The sequence below is a fragment of the Legionella steigerwaltii genome (assembly GCF_001468065.1).
GTDB lineage: Bacteria > Pseudomonadota > Gammaproteobacteria > Legionellales > Legionellaceae > Legionella > Legionella steigerwaltii.
Genome location: NZ_LNYZ01000007.1, coordinates 16,419 through 32,432, shown reverse-complemented (window position 1 = coordinate 32,432; position 16,014 = coordinate 16,419). Strand labels below are relative to the sequence as shown.

The window sequence follows — 16,014 nt, the reverse complement described above, 5'->3', positions numbered from 1 at the left end:
TGTTAGATACTAGGGAGTACTGCGTGAGCTACTTTAAGGAGCTCGATGAAGAGCTGAAATGCTATCTTGAGCAGTCGCAAATAGAAAAATGTTACCAAGCCTATTTGGTCGCTGAAAAAGCACATCAAGGTCAGATGCGTCGTTCTGGCGAGCCCTATATTACTCATCCCGTTGCAGCTGCTTTAATTCTTGCGCGAATGCGTCTGGATTATCAAACAATTATGGCGACTTTGCTCCATGATGTCGTTGAAGATACCTCAGTGAGTAAAGACGATTTAACACGTCAATTCGGTGAAGAAATAACCTCCCTTGTTGATGGTGTTACCAAGCTGACCAAAATTAAATTTGAATCAAAAGCTGAAGCCCAGGCAGAAAATTTCCGTAAGATGGTCTTGGCTATGGTTAAAGATATCCGGGTAATTATCGTTAAGTTGGCTGATCGTCTGCATAATATGAAAACCCTTGGTGCAATGCCTTATGCAAAACGCAGACGTATCGCCATTGAAACTCTGGAAATTTATGCGCCAATTGCGAACCGATTGGGAATGCACTCGATTTATGTAGGCCTTGAGGATTTAGGATTTCAGGCTTTATATCCCATGCGTTATCGAGCGATTAAATCAGCAGTTGAAAAATCTCGTGGAAATCGACGCGAATTGACCCAGACAATTGAGCGTGATTTGCAATTGGCTTTAGCCCAACTAAATATTCCTTATGAGCAAGTATTCGGCAGACAAAAGCACTTATACAGTATCTATAAGAAAATGCGCCAGAAAAAAGCCTCATTTACCGAGATCACTGATGTTTTTGCGTTCCGCGTCATTACTGAAGATATTGATTCTTGTTACCGCATTTTAGGTGCTTTACATTGTACCTACAAACCTGTCCCTCAACGCTTCAAAGACTATATTGGTATCCCTAAAGCAAATGGATACCAATCGTTACATACTACTTTATTTGGACCTTTTGGGGTTCCCCTAGAAGTGCAAATTCGTACCCGTGATATGGATAAGGTTGCTGATAATGGGGTAGCTGCACATTGGATTTATAAATCATCTGGCCTTGAAGTCAATGAAGCACAACTGCGCGCAAGAGAATGGGTACAAAGTCTATTGGAAATGCAACGCAGCACGGGTAGTTCGTTGGAGTTTATTGAAAACGTCAAAATCGATTTATTCCCGGATGAAGTATACGTCTTTACCCCTAAAGGTCATATTATGGAATTACCTAAAGGGGCGACACCCGTTGATTTTGCTTATTCAGTTCATTCCGGAGTAGGTAATAGTTGTGTGGCTGCGAAAGTAAACAGAAAATTAGTTCCGCTCAGCATTCCTTTATCTAATGGACAAACAGTTGAGATTATTACCGCTGCGGGTGCGCACCCTAATCCGGCATGGTTAAATTTTGTAGTGACTGGTAAAGCCCGCTCTAATATCCGCCATTTTCTGAAAAGCCAACAAAATACAGAATCAATTAGTTTAGGAAAACGTCTTCTTGAGCAATCATTAATTGAGCTGTCTAGTGATTACGCTAAAATACCACCAGAGTCTTTACAGGCGCTATTAAGTGATCTTCATTATAAAGCGATGGATGATCTGCTCTATGCAATTGGTATAGGGAACCAAATGGCGATGGTAATTGCCAAGAGATTAGTAGTCACCCAAGACTCCAATGAGTTGGATAAAGGAATCAAAACACGTCCGTTGGCAATTAAAGGAACCGAGGGAATGGTGGTTCATTTTGGCGAATGTTGTCAGCCTATCCCTGGCGATAATATTGTTGGAAAATTCCAACAAGGTCGAGGAATTATTGTTCATAGCAGTGATTGTGCTACTTTAAAAAAATCGCGAACCAATCCAGAGCAATTCGTTGCCTTACGCTGGGATGAAAAAGTTGAAGGAGAATACTGGGTTGATATTACTGTCGATGTAGTGAACGAGCGTGGTGTTTTGGCTGCGTTGGCAACTGCTATTGCTGAGTCAGGCTCCAATATAGGTAATATCAATGTAGATCCACGCGATGGTCGGCATAATGCGGTAACATTTTCAATTAGTGTTGTTGATAGAACGCATTTGGCTCGTGTAATGCGTAGGTTGCGGGCAAATAAAGTGGTGATGCGTCTTTATAGAAAAAAACAAGGGGATAATTAATGCGACCTATAAATACAAAATTGGCTCCAGAAGCGATTGGAACCTATTCTCAAGCCATTCAATGTGGCGATACAGTTTATCTCTCAGGACAAATACCACTTGATCCTGTAACGATGCAACTTTGTAGTGAAGACATCAAACTGCAAATTACTCAAGTTTTGGAAAATTTGTCAGCTGTTTGTGAAGCTGCTGGTGGTAGTTTAGCCCATATAGCGAAATTGAATGTTTACCTTACCGATTTACAGCACTTTCCTTTAATTAATGAAGCAATGAGTCGTTATTTTGCAGCACCTTACCCAGCAAGAGCAGCTATAGGTGTCTCAGCATTGCCTCGTGGTGCTCAGGTCGAGATGGATGGTATAATGGTTCTACCTTCGAAGTAATTCATTTAATTGGTCTAAAATATATTGTAGTGTACTGTAGCCTGGGTGAAGGCGGAGCCGTAACCCGGGTTTCTTGTTATTTCCCGGGTTACGCTTCGCTGCACCCAGGCTACAATGTACCCAGGCTACAAATTTAAGTCAGAGTTCATGTATGAGTATTATTTCCCTTCATGGTGTGTCCCTCAATATTGCGGGTAATCAGTTGCTAGATAATGCTGATTGGCAGATCCAACCGCAAGATCGTATTGCATTAGTTGGACGGAATGGGGCAGGTAAATCCACGCTGTTAAAACTTTTGCAAGGTGAATTGATTCCGGATGGTGGCCAAATTAATCAGCTTTCTGGATTGCGTGTTGCTGGTTTGACCCAGGAAGTTCCAATTACTGGGGAAGAATCAGTCTATCATTTTCTAGTGAAAAGCCTTGGTGAAGTAGGTGAGGTTTTATCACGCTTTAATGAACTCTCTCAATTGGGTGACATGGATAAATTGGCCTCATGCCAGCAACAAATGGATAATTTGCATGCTTGGGACAAATTGCCTCAAATCGAGACTATGGCCAGTCGTTTAGGTATCGCTACGCACGAACGTATGAATAATCTATCCGGTGGTATGAAACGTCGTGTATTACTGGGCGCCGCATTAATTGCAACTCCGGATTTATTACTTTTAGATGAACCGACAAACCATTTGGATATAGAAGCAATTGAATGGTTAGAGTCTTACTTGAAAAATTTCAAGGGATCAGTGTTGTTGGTTACCCATGATAGAGAGTTTTTAAATCAAGTATCCGATCGGATTGTAGAAATCGACAGAGGAAAGCTCTATCAGCATGATTGTGATTATGAAACTTATTTAGACAGAAGAGAATCTATTCGTCTGAGCGAACAAAAGCAAAATGATTTATTTGATAAAAAGCTGGCTGAGGAAGAGATCTGGATTCGTACAGGAATCAAAGCACGACGAACACGTAATGAAGGTCGGGTTCGTGCATTAAAGGCATTGAGAGAAGAATATAAGGCACGACGTAATCAATTAGGTAAAGTCAAATCATTTTCTCTTGATGTAACTCGTTCCGGCTCAGTAGTGATCGAAGCCAATCAAGTGAATTATACGCTAGGAGATAAAACCATTTTACGTGATTTCTCCTTATTACTGACTCGCGGCGATAAACTTGGAATAATTGGTCCTAATGGATGTGGTAAAACGACTTTAGTACGCCTGCTGCTTGGGGAGCTAAAGCCTGATTCTGGACAAATAAAGCTGGGGACTTCTTTGAGTGTTGCCTATTTTGATCAATTGCGCCGGCAATTGCGCGAAGATCAAACCGTCATGTTTAATGTGGGTGATGGTGCGGATTATGTAACAATCAATGGTAAACAAAAACATGTTGCCAGCTATTTGCGCGAATTTTTATTTTCACCTGAGCGGTTTAATCAGCCGGTTTCAGTACTTTCTGGTGGAGAAAGAAACAGATTATTATTAGCCAAATTGTTTGCTAAACCAGTGAATCTGTTGGTGATGGACGAACCTACAAATGATTTGGACATGGAAACATTAGAGCTCCTTGAGGGGATGTTAGCTGATTATCCAGGAACTTTAATATTAATTAGCCATGATAGGGTATTTATTAATCAGGTGGTGACTAGTGTCTTGGTTTATGAGGAAGCAGGGCAGTTCAATGAATTTGTTGGTGGTTACGATGAATATAAAATGTATAAGAAACAACAACAGCGTGATCAGCTAATCAAAGCGCCTATTGTGAAACGCAATGTAGCAACAAATAAATTAAGTTTTAATGAGCAACGTGAGCTTGCTCAGTTACCACAGAAAATTGAGCAATTGGAAGAAAAAATAGCTGAATTACAATTGCAAATGGCTGATCCCAAATTTTACCAACAAGAAGCTCAAATCATTGCAAAGATAAATCAAGGTTTGGCTGAGGATGAGGCGTTATTATCTCAGTTTTATGCACGATGGGAAGCATTAGAAGACGTTGAGAAAAGGAGCAAATAAATGTTATTGACGCTCGCTTTACTTGTTCTTTTGGGTTCGATTTTGGTCTTCTTTTCAGAGGAATTCAGCAAAGCCATTAAGAAACTTTTTGCTATAAAAGGAGCTAAATTAATCATACCCCTCTTTGCGGCTTCGTGGCTAATCTATACTTTTGATTTTTGGGTTTTATGGGCAATCTTTTATCTGCGTGAGATACTGTATGATGTACTGAATTTTTTAGTGCGAATTATGCCTTTTCAGACGGGAGCAGTACAAGTGGTACTTGTGTTCATGTTGACCTTTCTTTCAGTAGTTCCAGTGCTTACTCTTGATTTTCTTTCGCGAAGAAAAACCTTTAAGAATTATAAGCATCCATATTTGACAAGTGGAATAATTTGGATTCTATCTGTTGTCTTGTTAATCATAATATGATTTTCTGTAAAGAAATGTAATTATTTTGTAAAGAAACGTGCTTATTCTTAATAAAACCTTAAGTTTTCTTTTTTATACTTCTCATCGCCAGTTTGGAAATAATAAAAAAAAAGGAGACTAAAGTGGATCAGCACAAACATTACCGTCATCAGCAATATACTCCTCAAGCTTCTATAGATACTAATTATCATGGCCATGATGCGCCCCCTCCCTATAATCCTCTCTACCCCAGGGTTCAAGTTACCTCACCTTATATTCCTCCCGTATCTCGCGTTGAAGTAGTGACGCCTACAAGAAGAGTTTATCCTTATCGATCTTATTCTACCCGAAGTACAAGCTTGGGAGCTGGAGTTCTTCTTTTGATCATTGCCCCAATTTTTGTTGTCGCCTTAATACTCAAGCTCACTCTTGGAGCGGTTGGATTAACTGCTGCATCAATGACCACTGCTGGAGTTGCGGGAGCAGGTGCTGCAGGTGTATTTGGGTTGAGTGTTGGAACTTTAGGTGTCGGTGCGCTCGCTCTGTATGCAACGCTGGCTTTAGGTTACTTGTATTCCAGCGCGAAAGAATGTTATAGCAGCGATAAAAACGTATTCGATATGATTAAATCTCGTGTTGTTAATGAAGATGGATTGAGTTTTACTGGTGTTTTCAAATCTATAGGCGCTGTGCTTTGGTCTCCGTTTTTACTTATCGGTGGTCTGGCTGGTATGGGTGTTAAAGCTGCTGCGAACGCAAGCGTTTCAAAATCTTCGCCTGTAAAGAAAGAGGAGCCCGCAGTGCAACTTACCGCATCTCCTTATTCAAAAATGAGTAGAGACTCTTCAAAGCAATCCGATTTGAGACAAGAAAAAGAGCCATATCAATTGAGTTCAATATATACAGAATCAGAAACTCACGAGAAAGGTTCTCATCTTTTTGACTCTCAGACTTCTTTTCCTTCTGCCATATACTCTAATTAAAATTCTATGGGTACCTATTTATAATAGTTTTTCAATTAAGGTTGTAGGTTTTTGGGTTCGATGTTAGCGAACCCAAAAACCAAATAGCGCTTAAATCCTGTTCTTAAAATTGAAATTTTTTGATCTTTAATTCACTTTTCCACACTTTAAAGTCAGGGATTAGGTGCTCAAAGCCTTTTCTCCATAAATGGCCTATAATTTAATCAAGGTGTTTTATTGGAGTATCAAATGATTCCTCGTAGATCAGTCATCGACGCAATAGACAGAGATACCCCAGTATTAAACAAATTAAGCCCAACAGCTCAAAAAAACATTTCAGATCGGATGGAACAATGGTTTGCAGATACAGAAAAATACATTTACCCGAATAATACAGGAACAAATTCCCATTTAGCTACTCAATTTTTGGCATCATTTGGATTAAAAAATGCTTCAGAAGTGTTTCATTTTCTGAAAACAGTGGGCGGCAAAGCGACATTAACCATGATCGCTCGAGAAATAATGAAAGAAGAGTCGCGCATTGAATCGATTAGGGAGCGTAATGCAGAAGAAATGCTCAAACAACAAAGGCATTTGGTTTTCCTCCTTATGGGAATTATTGCAGAGCGACAAGAACTGGCTAAAAATGTAGATCAGCTTATCCGACTTGAAATCGACAAACATCTTGTTAAGCATCCTGAATATAATATCGAAACGGTTTCTGAGCGCGTCCCAATTCAAATTTTAGAGGATATGATTGCCCATTACGTTGAGACTATTAAAGTTTTAGATGAAAAACTGGATGAATTGGAATACCAATTAAAGCAGGTTGAAGAGGAATTGGCTATTATCGAAGAGGAAGAACGACGTATGGAGGTTTACCATGAAGAACTTCGTACGCATATCGATATATTGGATACGTATTTGCAACTGCCTATTCCTGACCGTTCCCAAGGTCTCCAAGAAAATCCTACCGTTTTTTCTGAACAAAGAATACCTGTTTTGGAGGAAGATTTAGAACGGTATAAAAAACAAGAGGAACTATATAAAAACACAGTTTCTGATAATATCCAGACTCAAGAAGTAGAAAAACGACGTCTTAGTAGACACATCAGAGTCACTGAACATGAACTTAATCTTCATAAAGATCAGTTGAAACTAAGAACGCGGACCCCTGAGGAGTTTATTCGCAAGGCCTTGGAGAAGACCCGAGCCCAAATACAGGATTATCAGCCTATCCCAGGACAATTGGACCCTGAATTGGAAGGTTTAAAACTTCGTGAAAAAGGATTGGTTCATGCCTTGGGAGTTATGAGCAGCAATAGCATACTTCTCAACGAGAAATTAGAACGAGTGTTTATTCTTTCTCAAGCTCGTTTTAGTATTAAACCGGAGGATGCAAAACGCCTCATTCAAAGAGGTGAGCGTTCATATGCTCTAATCCCTAAAGGTAAGGAGCCAAATGATTTGACTGAAGATGAGTGGGTGCAAGCTGAGCTTGAATTTGAACAGGTTAAAAAAAGTATTCAAACCCCTCGTTTTAATAAGCTTGATAAAATAGAAGAAAAAAAGCAAAGATTCAGTCAACGCAAAGCAGAGCCTGAACACTTGAAAGAATTACTACAAACTCAACAACTTGAGCTGCAAGGAGCCAAAAAGGAAATGGGCGAAACATTAAGACAAATCCGAGCCCGAAAAACATTATTATTGCATCAGAGCACAAGGTATTCGCATACATCTACTCCAAAACCAGAGACTATCCAAAGTAAGTCACAAATGGTAGAACAATTTGAATCTTTAATATTAAAAGCACCAAAAAAAGAAGAAATAGAAAAAATACGGGATATGGTCGATCATTCCTCAATATCGCCTGAGAATAAGGGAGAACTTAATAAATTAATTGAACAAGTGGCACCAGAGAAGGTTATGGGATCACAACAAAGGCTTCGATTTTTTAAAGAAGTCAAACACTTAATAAGCGAGACATCACCATCATCCCATGTCGATTCAACTGTGCAAAAAAAAGATTAAGTAATACGTTTAACGACAGCTCTCTTAATACAATCTAAATTTGTTACTAAACACGATTCAGCAGGGATGATGAATGAGTGTATTCCGTGTATAATAGCGACAATTTATTTTTCAGGTTGCTTCATGAATAAGCAAGACTTTTACTTTGATTTACCTCCAGAATTAATTGCGCAATATCCTTTAGCAAATCGCAGTGATTCGCGTCTTTTAATTTATGATCGTCAAAAAGGTGAATACGGCCATTACCAATTTCGCGAAATCGCTGATTTTTTAAACCCAGGTGATTTACTGGTAATGAATGATTCCAAAGTGATCCCAGCTAGACTTTATGGCCATAAAACTACAGGCGGAAAAGTTGAGCTATTAGTCGAGCGGATTACGGGTGAATTTACTTTTCTAGCCCATATTAAAGCCAGTAAGGCACTGAAATCTGGCTCAGTGATTAAGCTGGAGCAAAATAAAGAAATCGAAATTCTTGATCGACACGATGATTTATTCATGTGTAGAGCGGATATGGACGTTTTGAACTTATTAAATGGGATAGGGCACATTCCTTTACCTCCCTACATTACCCGAACTGATGAAACTTTGGATCAGGATCGTTATCAAACAGTGTATGCAAAATATGAAGGTTCTGTGGCAGCGCCTACAGCCGGCTTGCATTTTGATGAATCAGTTTTATCCAGCCTAAATTCACGAGGTGTTGCAGTAGCTTATCTCACTTTGCATGTTGGGGCAGGGACATTTAGGCCTGTTCGCTGCGATAACATCAAAGATCATAAAATGCATAGCGAACAATTTACAATAAGTCCTGAATTATGTGCTGCGGTACATGCTACCAAAGCCGCAGGAAATCGGGTAATCGCAGTAGGTACAACCGCTCTGCGTAGCCTTGAGAGTGCAGTACAAGATGGAATGTTAACCCCATGCAGTAGAGATACCGACATCTTTATTTACCCAGGATATGAGTTTAAGATTTGTGATGGATTAATGACTAATTTTCACTTACCTGAATCGACTTTGTTAATGCTGGTTTCTGCTTTTGTTGGTCACCAACAAGCAATGATGCTTTATCAAGAAGCAATCGAAAAAGGGTATAGGTTCTTTAGTTATGGTGACACAAGCTTATTGTTGTAAATCAGGTGACTGTTCCCCTAAGGCATTCAAATGTGGTAAATAGATAGTAATCAGGAGATCCAGAATGTTGACTGCAGTACAGAATTTTATACCCGTTCTAACTTCAGAAGCAGGTTTATGTCTTACCACAGCAAATTGGCAAGAAGCAGAAATAACAGCAGCATCTTATTCTCTAGAGCGTTTGTTGTATAAACCTGGCCAGGATGGACTCAAAAAAATAACTAATTTATCACATTATCTGGTTTGGCCTGGTGTCCTAGTGCTCAATGCGGTATCGCTTGTGGTAAATAAAGAAGGAATTTATACGCTTAAATCTCCTTATGATGGTTCTAAAATAAAATTTACTTTGGCCGATTTGCTCGGTCTTATTCAGCACTTAAAGCCCAATGCAGTCATTTTACCTCAAAAAATCGTGCAGGACTTTCCACAAATTTGGGATAATTGGAATGATGCAATTGTTCCATTTATGCATGTTAATGACCTGGAAAAACATAAGGTGGATAAGCACCATGGAATTTATTTTAATGTTTTGCATGAGTTGGATTGGGAACAATTAAATCGCTGGTCTCATGTACCGCGCTATATCATGGGGCGTTTTGATCCCGAATTAATTTGGCGTTTGCGTGATAAGGGTATAGGATTTATTGAGACTGATGAACCAGCGCACGCGGCGTTGCAAGGAAAAGTCTACAGCAGAGCAGGGGATGTGGATTTAATGGATTCAAAAACACAGATGCAATTTGAACTAATTGATGCTGATTGCGTTTGTCCTACCTGTTCGCAACAATTCACACGCGCTTACCTACATCATTTATTGCAACATACCCCTTTGTTATGTCAGCGCTTTTTGATTCAGCATAATGTGTTTTATGTGCAGAAGCGTAAATAAATTTTTACCCTTACCCCAGCTCCTCTCCCGATAACGGGATAGAGGATTACGTTAATTTTAGTGTTTACCAAAAAATCCCTTCTCCCCGTGGGGGAGAAGGTGCCCATTAGGGTGGATGAGGGTTATTATTATAATGTTTGACAGTTTTTTCCATAACCGCTAGCATTACCAACAATTGATGGCGCGGGGTGTCGTGATAAACGTCTGAGAAATACCCGTTGAACTTGATCTGGTTCATACCAGCGTAAGAAACGCCTTAAATCTGAATTTCATTTGAGAGTAGTTGAATTTTAGATCTCCTGCTGTGGTGCATTCTCTTTTAAGAGTTATTCCCAACAGTTCTAGTCCAGGTTAATTTCTTCAATTAAGTCTTTCGCGATATCTTTAGCCATCCTTTATTTTATCAATTAATACTAAGGAGTTATGGCATGAGCGCGTTATCTACAAGAACAACTTTATTACTCAATTGGTATGCAAACCCTTATCATACCCCAATTTTTGTTGCTCATTCATTAGGTTATTATCAACAGGAAGGGATAAAACTGGCGATTTTGGAGCCTAGCGATCCCAGTGATGTGACCGAAATTGTAGGTATGGGGCATGTTGATTTTGGGGTTAAGGCGATGATCCATACCTTGGCGGCTCGTGCAAAAGGTTATCCTGTCACATCAATTGGGACATTATTAGATGAACCTCCTACAGGCCTTATCGCACTTAAATCCAGTGGTATTACCTCGTTTCAAGATATTGCCGGGAAACGAGTAGGGTACATTGGTGAGTTTGGCAAAATCATTATCGATAATTTGGCACAGTTGGCTGGCATTGATTCCGCGAGTTATGAAACAGTGCGTATTGGCATGAATGTTACTGATGCAATTTGCCGCGACATTATTGATACCGGTATTGGATTTATTAATTTTCAAAAAGTTGAATTAGAGCACTTCCGTGGTGAAACGGTATTTCTGCGCCTGGATCAGCTTGCAGGACTAGGTTGCTGCTGTTTTTGTTCCATTCAGTTTATTGTGCCAGAAAGGATGTTAAAAAATCCTGAAACGATTAAAGGATTTCTCAAAGCCACACAACGTGGGGCTGCTTTTACTACCGAAAACCCAGATGAAGCCTATGAACTTTTATGTAGAACAAAGCCCCAGCTACGAACACCTATGTATCATACTATTTTTATTCGTAGCTTGCCCTTTTTCTCGCGCACTCTTTTAAATGTAGAGCGTGATTGGAATAAGGTAGGGCGTTTTGGCAAGCATTTGGGGGTAATCGATGAGTCTTTTTCAGTGAGCTCTTGTTATACAAATGAGTTATTGCCAAAGATGCCTCATTCTGATTTAGAGCCTATTGCGTGTTGTGTTGGTGAGTAAGATGCACTAATTGTAGACCTTTATGCTGTGTAGCCTGGGTGCAGCGCAGCGGAACCCGGGATTTGGGCATGAATAGCTCTCTAAATCCCCGGGTTCCGTTGCGCTGCACCCAGGCTACAATAATGTTAGGTTGTTTTTGAGTGATTCAAATGAAAAATGCTGCTGTGGTTGGTGCTGGAATTATGGGGTGTTTGCTCGCTTTACGTTTACAAAATGAGGGTTGGCAGGTGACCTTATTTGAGGCGGAAGCCTCTTTCAATAATTGCAGTTATGCAGCAGCAGGTTTATTGGCACCTCTGTCTGAGCTTGATAAAGCGGAGCACGTGATTTTTACTTTGGGAATGGAGTCGGTTGATACCTTATGGAAGTCTATTTTGAATCAATTAACAGAGGCTGTCTATTTTCGCCAAAAAGGCTCTCTGGTAGTGCACCATCCTCAAGATAAAGCAGAATGGCAGCAGTTCAGTACCCGAATTGTAAATAAATTAAGCGATTCATGTTATCAGTTACTGACTCAAGATACTCTGTGCCAACTTGAACCAGAGCTGAATCAATTCAAAGTTGGGTATTATTTCCCAAAAGAAGCGCAGCTTGATAATCAGACTTTATTGTTGGCACTAAAAAAACATCTGTGTCAGCAAGGAGTCGTTTGGCGAGACCAAACTTTTGTTTCTTACATCCATTCAGGCAAGGTAGAAACAGGAACGGAGTCCTATTTGTTTGATTTTGTTTTTGACTGTCGAGGCATTGGAGCAAAAAGTACTTTTACACAGTTACGCGGGCTTCGTGGGGAACTTATTTGGCTCCATGCCCCCGAAGTTCAATTACAAAGACCAATACGGTTCTTGCATCCAAGATACAATATTTATATTGCTCCTCGCCCTAATTCTTATTACCTTATCGGTGCCAGCGAATTGGAGGCAGAAGATTCCAGTCCAATTTCGGTACGTACTACGCTTGAATTATTAACTGCTGCTTATTATGTACATCGAGGTTTTGCTGAAGCACGGATAATTAAAACAGTGACACATTGTCGTCCAACCTTAATACATCATCAGCCACGTATAAAATATGCGAAACGATTGATTGCTGTGAATGGACTGTATCGGCATGGATTTTTAATTGCGCCAGCATTGGTGGAGGAAATCCTGCGTGGATTGAAGAGCGATCAAAAAGACATTTATTATCCTGAGCTTTGGGAGGCTTGTTCATGATTATTTATATCAATAATAAACCACTAACTTTAGATAAATCCTGTACTCTCCAGGAAATGCTCGAGCAAAAGAAAAACGTTGCTGCACATGTAGCAATTGCAATTAACAATCAGTTTATTCCCAAGTCCATGTTTGTTAATACGATCTTGCATGAAGGAGATCGTATTGATCTGATCGTGCCAATGCAAGGAGGGTAGGCTATGTGGCATTTAGCAGATAAACCTTTAACGAGTCGTTTACTCTTGGGAACAGCGGGTTATCCATCACTTGAGGTAATGACCGACGCGGTGCGGACTTCCAAAACTGATGTAATTACTGTCTCTCTAAAACGACAAATGGCCAGTGGCACAGGCAGCGATTTATTTTGGCAAACCATCCAGTCTTTGGATTGTCATTTACTCCCCAATACAGCTGGATGCCGTGATGCTCAAACTGCAATAACTACAGCAGAAATGGCGCGTGAGCTTTTTCTAACTTCATGGATTAAATTGGAAGTGATTGGTGATGAGTTTAGTTTGCAGCCGGATCCCTTTGAATTGTTACGTGCGGCTACTGAATTAGTAAAACGAGGATTTGAAGTCTTTCCCTATTGTACCGACGACTTGGTTTTATGTCAGCGTTTAATTGATTGTGGTTGTCGAATTTTGATGCCTTGGGCCGCTCCTATTGGTTCTGGGAAAGGATTACTCAACCCTTTTGCTTTAGAGACTCTACGGCAGCGATTACCCGATGTGACCCTAATTGTAGATGCAGGAATTGGTAAGCCATCTCATGCAACACGTATTTTGGAATTAGGTTTTGATGCAGTTTTACTGAATAGTGCTGTTGCCTCAGCAATTCATCCTGTAACTATGGCTGAAGCTTTTTCTCATGCAGTAATCGCTGGACGAAGTGCTTTCGAAGCGGGACTTATGCCGGAGCGGATTACAGCACAATCATGTACTCCATTGATTGATACACCTTTTTGGCATCAGGAGGTTATATGATGAACACGGTGTGGACCAATACTGGAAATGAAGTCGATCGGCACACTTTTCGTGGATTGGGTCTTGAGATTCAACAACAGCAATTTAATGGAACCACCCAGCCTAAGGCAATTAAAATTAACGAGAACATTTCTTCTGAAGACCTACAAATCCTAAAACATTATTCTGGGCCTGTAGTTTTAGATTTTACGTTATCTTCATCTCAGTATATTAAAAATGCGAATAATTTAACTTCAGGATTTTCTTTCTCAGATGTTTGTGTATTGAATACACTGGAAGCCGAATTTCTTTTAAAGCGAAGGATCATGACGCATCAAGCCATGCAGGAAGCGGCTCAGGAATTATTAACTCTGGGTGCTAAAAGTATACTACTATTGGGTAATCATCTACAGGAAATTTCATGGGAGCATGATTATTGGACAAACGGTGTTACTTCATTTTGGTTGACGCAAAATCATCTCTCTGATTCGAAATTCCCAGAACGGCGCTTTGTTCTATCAGCGGCGATTACCGGAGCATTGGCTCTTGGATATTCGCTAGAAGATGCACTCATCATAGCAAAAATGTATGCGCACCAAGCAGTACGTCGTGCACGATCGGGTTTATATTATGGTGGTTTTCCAGAGGATGAAATGGATTTGCCTTATCTGTCGTCCAAGCCTTTGTACGAAGCACCTCTACCATTTAAATCATGTCTTCGATTAGGTCTTTATCCTGTTGTTGATTGTTTTTCCTGGGTCGAAATGCTTTTAAATCTTGGGGTAAAAACCATTCAATTGCGGATTAAAGAAAAAACAAAAAATATTGAAGAGGAGATGCGGCGAAGTATTACTTTGGCTAAAAAGCATCGAGCTACCTTATTTATTAATGATTATTGGGAAATGGCTTTAAAATTGAATGCAGAAGCAGTTCATTTAGGTCAATCGGATTTAGATACTGCAAATCTCGATGCAATTAGAGATCAAGGATTATTACTGGGAGTAAGTACTCACTGTTATTTTGAGGTTGCACGAGCGCATGCGATTTGTCCTTCATACATTGCGATTGGACCAATTTATCCAACTACCAGCAAAGAAATGCCTTTTTTAGCACAGGGTATTGAACGATTACATCGTTGGCAAAGAACTTTAAATTATCCTTTGGTTGCAATAGGGGGGATCAATATTGAACGGATGCCTGATGTGGTTGCTACAGGTGTTCAAGGTATCGCTCTTATTTCTGCAATTACTCAAGCGAAAGATCCACAAAGAGCTACGGAACAACTTTTGAGTTTTATTGACTGATGGAAATGAGGACAAGATGATAGAAATTAAGCACCTTGGTTAAGGAACCTAATATGACCGTTTTATCCAAGTTAGAACGTTATTCTCAGCAAATTAAATTAGAAGAAATTGGTATACAGGGACAAAAAAAACTGCGAAATGCAAAGGTGTTATGCATTGGTGCAGGAGGTATAGGTGCTACGCTACTTCCTTATCTTGCTGGCGCGGGTGTGGGAACGATAGGGATTATTGATGATGATCTGATTGAAGAAAGTAATCTGCATCGACAAATTCTTTACCAAGAGAACGATGTTGGCAAGGCAAAAGCTGATGTAGCAAAGATGAAGATTAACACGCTGAATTCCACTAGCAACATTCAAGCTTATGCATTTCGTTTAACTGCCCATAATGCAGAAGAACTTATTGCGCAATATGATCTTATCGCGGATTGTTCCGATAATTTTTATACGCGTTATCTTGTTCATGATGTTTGTTATCGTTTAGAAAAGCCCTACGTTTATGCAAGTGCTTACCAATTCCAAGGGCACTGTTCTTTGTTTTATGGGCAACAGAATCCCTGTTTACATTGTTTGTTTCCCAGCATTCCTGATACCAACGCAAATTGCCAAAATGGGGGGGTAATCGGTACGCTGCCTGGATTATTAGGGATTTTGCAAGCGACTGAAATGATTAAATGGATTACCAATAGCGGTGCGCCATTATGGAATCGATTGTTCTGTATCGATTTGCTCACAATGGAAATAAAAAATATTCAGTTGACTAAAAATGAGGAATGTTCATTTTGTGTTTATGGTCATACTCTAGACAAAAATGCTTTTGGATTGTGTATGCATTCAGAGGAGATCCAATCTGTTGCGATCTCAGGGGAAAATTTGCCAAATTTTTTGCAAGAAAATCCTGAGCTATTTTTGTTGGATGTAAGAACAGCCGAGGAACACTACCATAAAAATTTAGGTGGAACATTAATTCCTTTAGCTGAGCTAACTACGCGTCTCAATGAACTTAATCCTTTCGAGCCCATCCTTATTTATTGCCAGTCGGGTCAAAGAAGCCAACAGGCTGTAATGTTATTAAAAAAAGCTGGGTTTCATAAGGTATATCATTTGGCTCATGGAATCGACTCGTTATAGATCATAAACACGTGGATACTGTCTTTAAATACAATCTTTTAACGAAAATTTGGTTGCTTGTGATCGTTGTAG

Annotated in this window: 14 protein-coding genes and 1 riboswitch; all 14 genes read left to right on the top strand. The window is 39.8% G+C overall.

Translation table 11 applies throughout. From position 1 onward, the window contains the following. Positions 1-23 precede the first annotated feature (23 nt). The 14 genes from spoT to Lstg_RS04770 all read left to right on the top strand — a co-directional run bounded on the left by spoT (position 24) and on the right by Lstg_RS04770 (position 15,942). Entirely contained in the window at positions 24-2,150 is a 2,127-nt protein-coding gene (gene spoT / locus Lstg_RS04835; RefSeq protein WP_058476534.1) for a bifunctional GTP diphosphokinase/guanosine-3',5'-bis pyrophosphate 3'-pyrophosphohydrolase, read from the top strand. Further along, positions 2,150-2,533 carry a RidA family protein gene (locus tag Lstg_RS04830; RefSeq protein WP_058476533.1) on the top strand — a complete coding sequence of 128 codons (384 nt, stop codon included), beginning with the start codon at positions 2,150-2,152 and terminating at the stop codon, positions 2,531-2,533. The genes spoT and Lstg_RS04830 overlap by 1 nt, the downstream gene beginning before the upstream one ends. A gap of 151 nt (positions 2,534-2,684) precedes the next feature. After that, positions 2,685-4,547 carry an ATP-binding cassette domain-containing protein gene (locus Lstg_RS04825; RefSeq protein ID WP_058476532.1) on the top strand — a complete coding sequence of 621 codons (1,863 nt, stop codon included), beginning with the start codon at positions 2,685-2,687 and terminating at the stop codon, positions 4,545-4,547. Continuing rightward, positions 4,548-4,958 carry a hypothetical protein gene (locus Lstg_RS04820; protein WP_058476531.1) on the top strand — a complete coding sequence of 137 codons (411 nt, stop codon included), beginning with the start codon at positions 4,548-4,550 and terminating at the stop codon, positions 4,956-4,958. A gap of 122 nt (positions 4,959-5,080) precedes the next feature. After that, entirely contained in the window at positions 5,081-5,920 is an 840-nt protein-coding gene (locus Lstg_RS04815; RefSeq protein WP_058476530.1) for a hypothetical protein, read from the top strand. A 228-nt stretch (positions 5,921-6,148) separates the two neighbouring features. Further along, a complete protein-coding gene (locus Lstg_RS04810) occupies positions 6,149-7,930 on the top strand; it encodes a hypothetical protein (protein WP_058476529.1) in 1,782 nt (593 codons plus the stop codon). A gap of 123 nt (positions 7,931-8,053) precedes the next feature. Beyond that, on the top strand, positions 8,054-9,067 hold the full coding sequence (queA, locus tag Lstg_RS04805; protein WP_058476528.1) for a tRNA preQ1(34) S-adenosylmethionine ribosyltransferase-isomerase QueA: 1,014 nt from the start codon (positions 8,054-8,056) through the stop codon (positions 9,065-9,067). Between the two features lie 64 nt (positions 9,068-9,131). Continuing rightward, complete coding sequence (locus tag Lstg_RS04800) at positions 9,132-9,956, top strand: tRNA-guanine transglycosylase (RefSeq protein ID WP_058476527.1); 825 nt, start codon at positions 9,132-9,134, stop codon at positions 9,954-9,956. Between the two features lie 174 nt (positions 9,957-10,130). After that, positions 10,131-10,225, top strand: a riboswitch (TPP riboswitch). A 159-nt stretch (positions 10,226-10,384) separates the two neighbouring features. After that, positions 10,385-11,329 (top strand): ABC transporter substrate-binding protein, encoded by a 945-nt coding sequence (locus tag Lstg_RS04795; RefSeq protein WP_058476526.1) that lies wholly within the window; start codon positions 10,385-10,387, stop codon positions 11,327-11,329. 149 nt (positions 11,330-11,478) lie between these two features. Further along, positions 11,479-12,543 carry an FAD-dependent oxidoreductase gene (locus Lstg_RS04790; RefSeq protein WP_058476525.1) on the top strand — a complete coding sequence of 355 codons (1,065 nt, stop codon included), beginning with the start codon at positions 11,479-11,481 and terminating at the stop codon, positions 12,541-12,543. Beyond that, positions 12,540-12,740 (top strand): sulfur carrier protein ThiS, encoded by a 201-nt coding sequence (thiS, locus tag Lstg_RS04785; RefSeq protein ID WP_058476524.1) that lies wholly within the window; start codon positions 12,540-12,542, stop codon positions 12,738-12,740. Before Lstg_RS04790 ends, thiS begins: the two co-directional genes overlap by 4 nt. A 3-nt stretch (positions 12,741-12,743) precedes the next feature. Continuing rightward, positions 12,744-13,529 (top strand): thiazole synthase, encoded by a 786-nt coding sequence (locus tag Lstg_RS04780; RefSeq protein WP_058476523.1) that lies wholly within the window; start codon positions 12,744-12,746, stop codon positions 13,527-13,529. Continuing rightward, positions 13,526-14,812, top strand: coding sequence for a thiamine phosphate synthase (gene thiE / locus Lstg_RS04775; protein ID WP_058476522.1), 1,287 nt, complete (start codon positions 13,526-13,528; stop codon positions 14,810-14,812). The genes Lstg_RS04780 and thiE overlap by 4 nt, the downstream gene beginning before the upstream one ends. A 53-nt stretch (positions 14,813-14,865) precedes the next feature. After that, positions 14,866-15,942, top strand: a complete 1,077-nt coding sequence (locus Lstg_RS04770; RefSeq protein ID WP_058476521.1) for a HesA/MoeB/ThiF family protein — start codon at positions 14,866-14,868, stop codon at positions 15,940-15,942. Positions 15,943-16,014 lie beyond the last annotated feature (72 nt).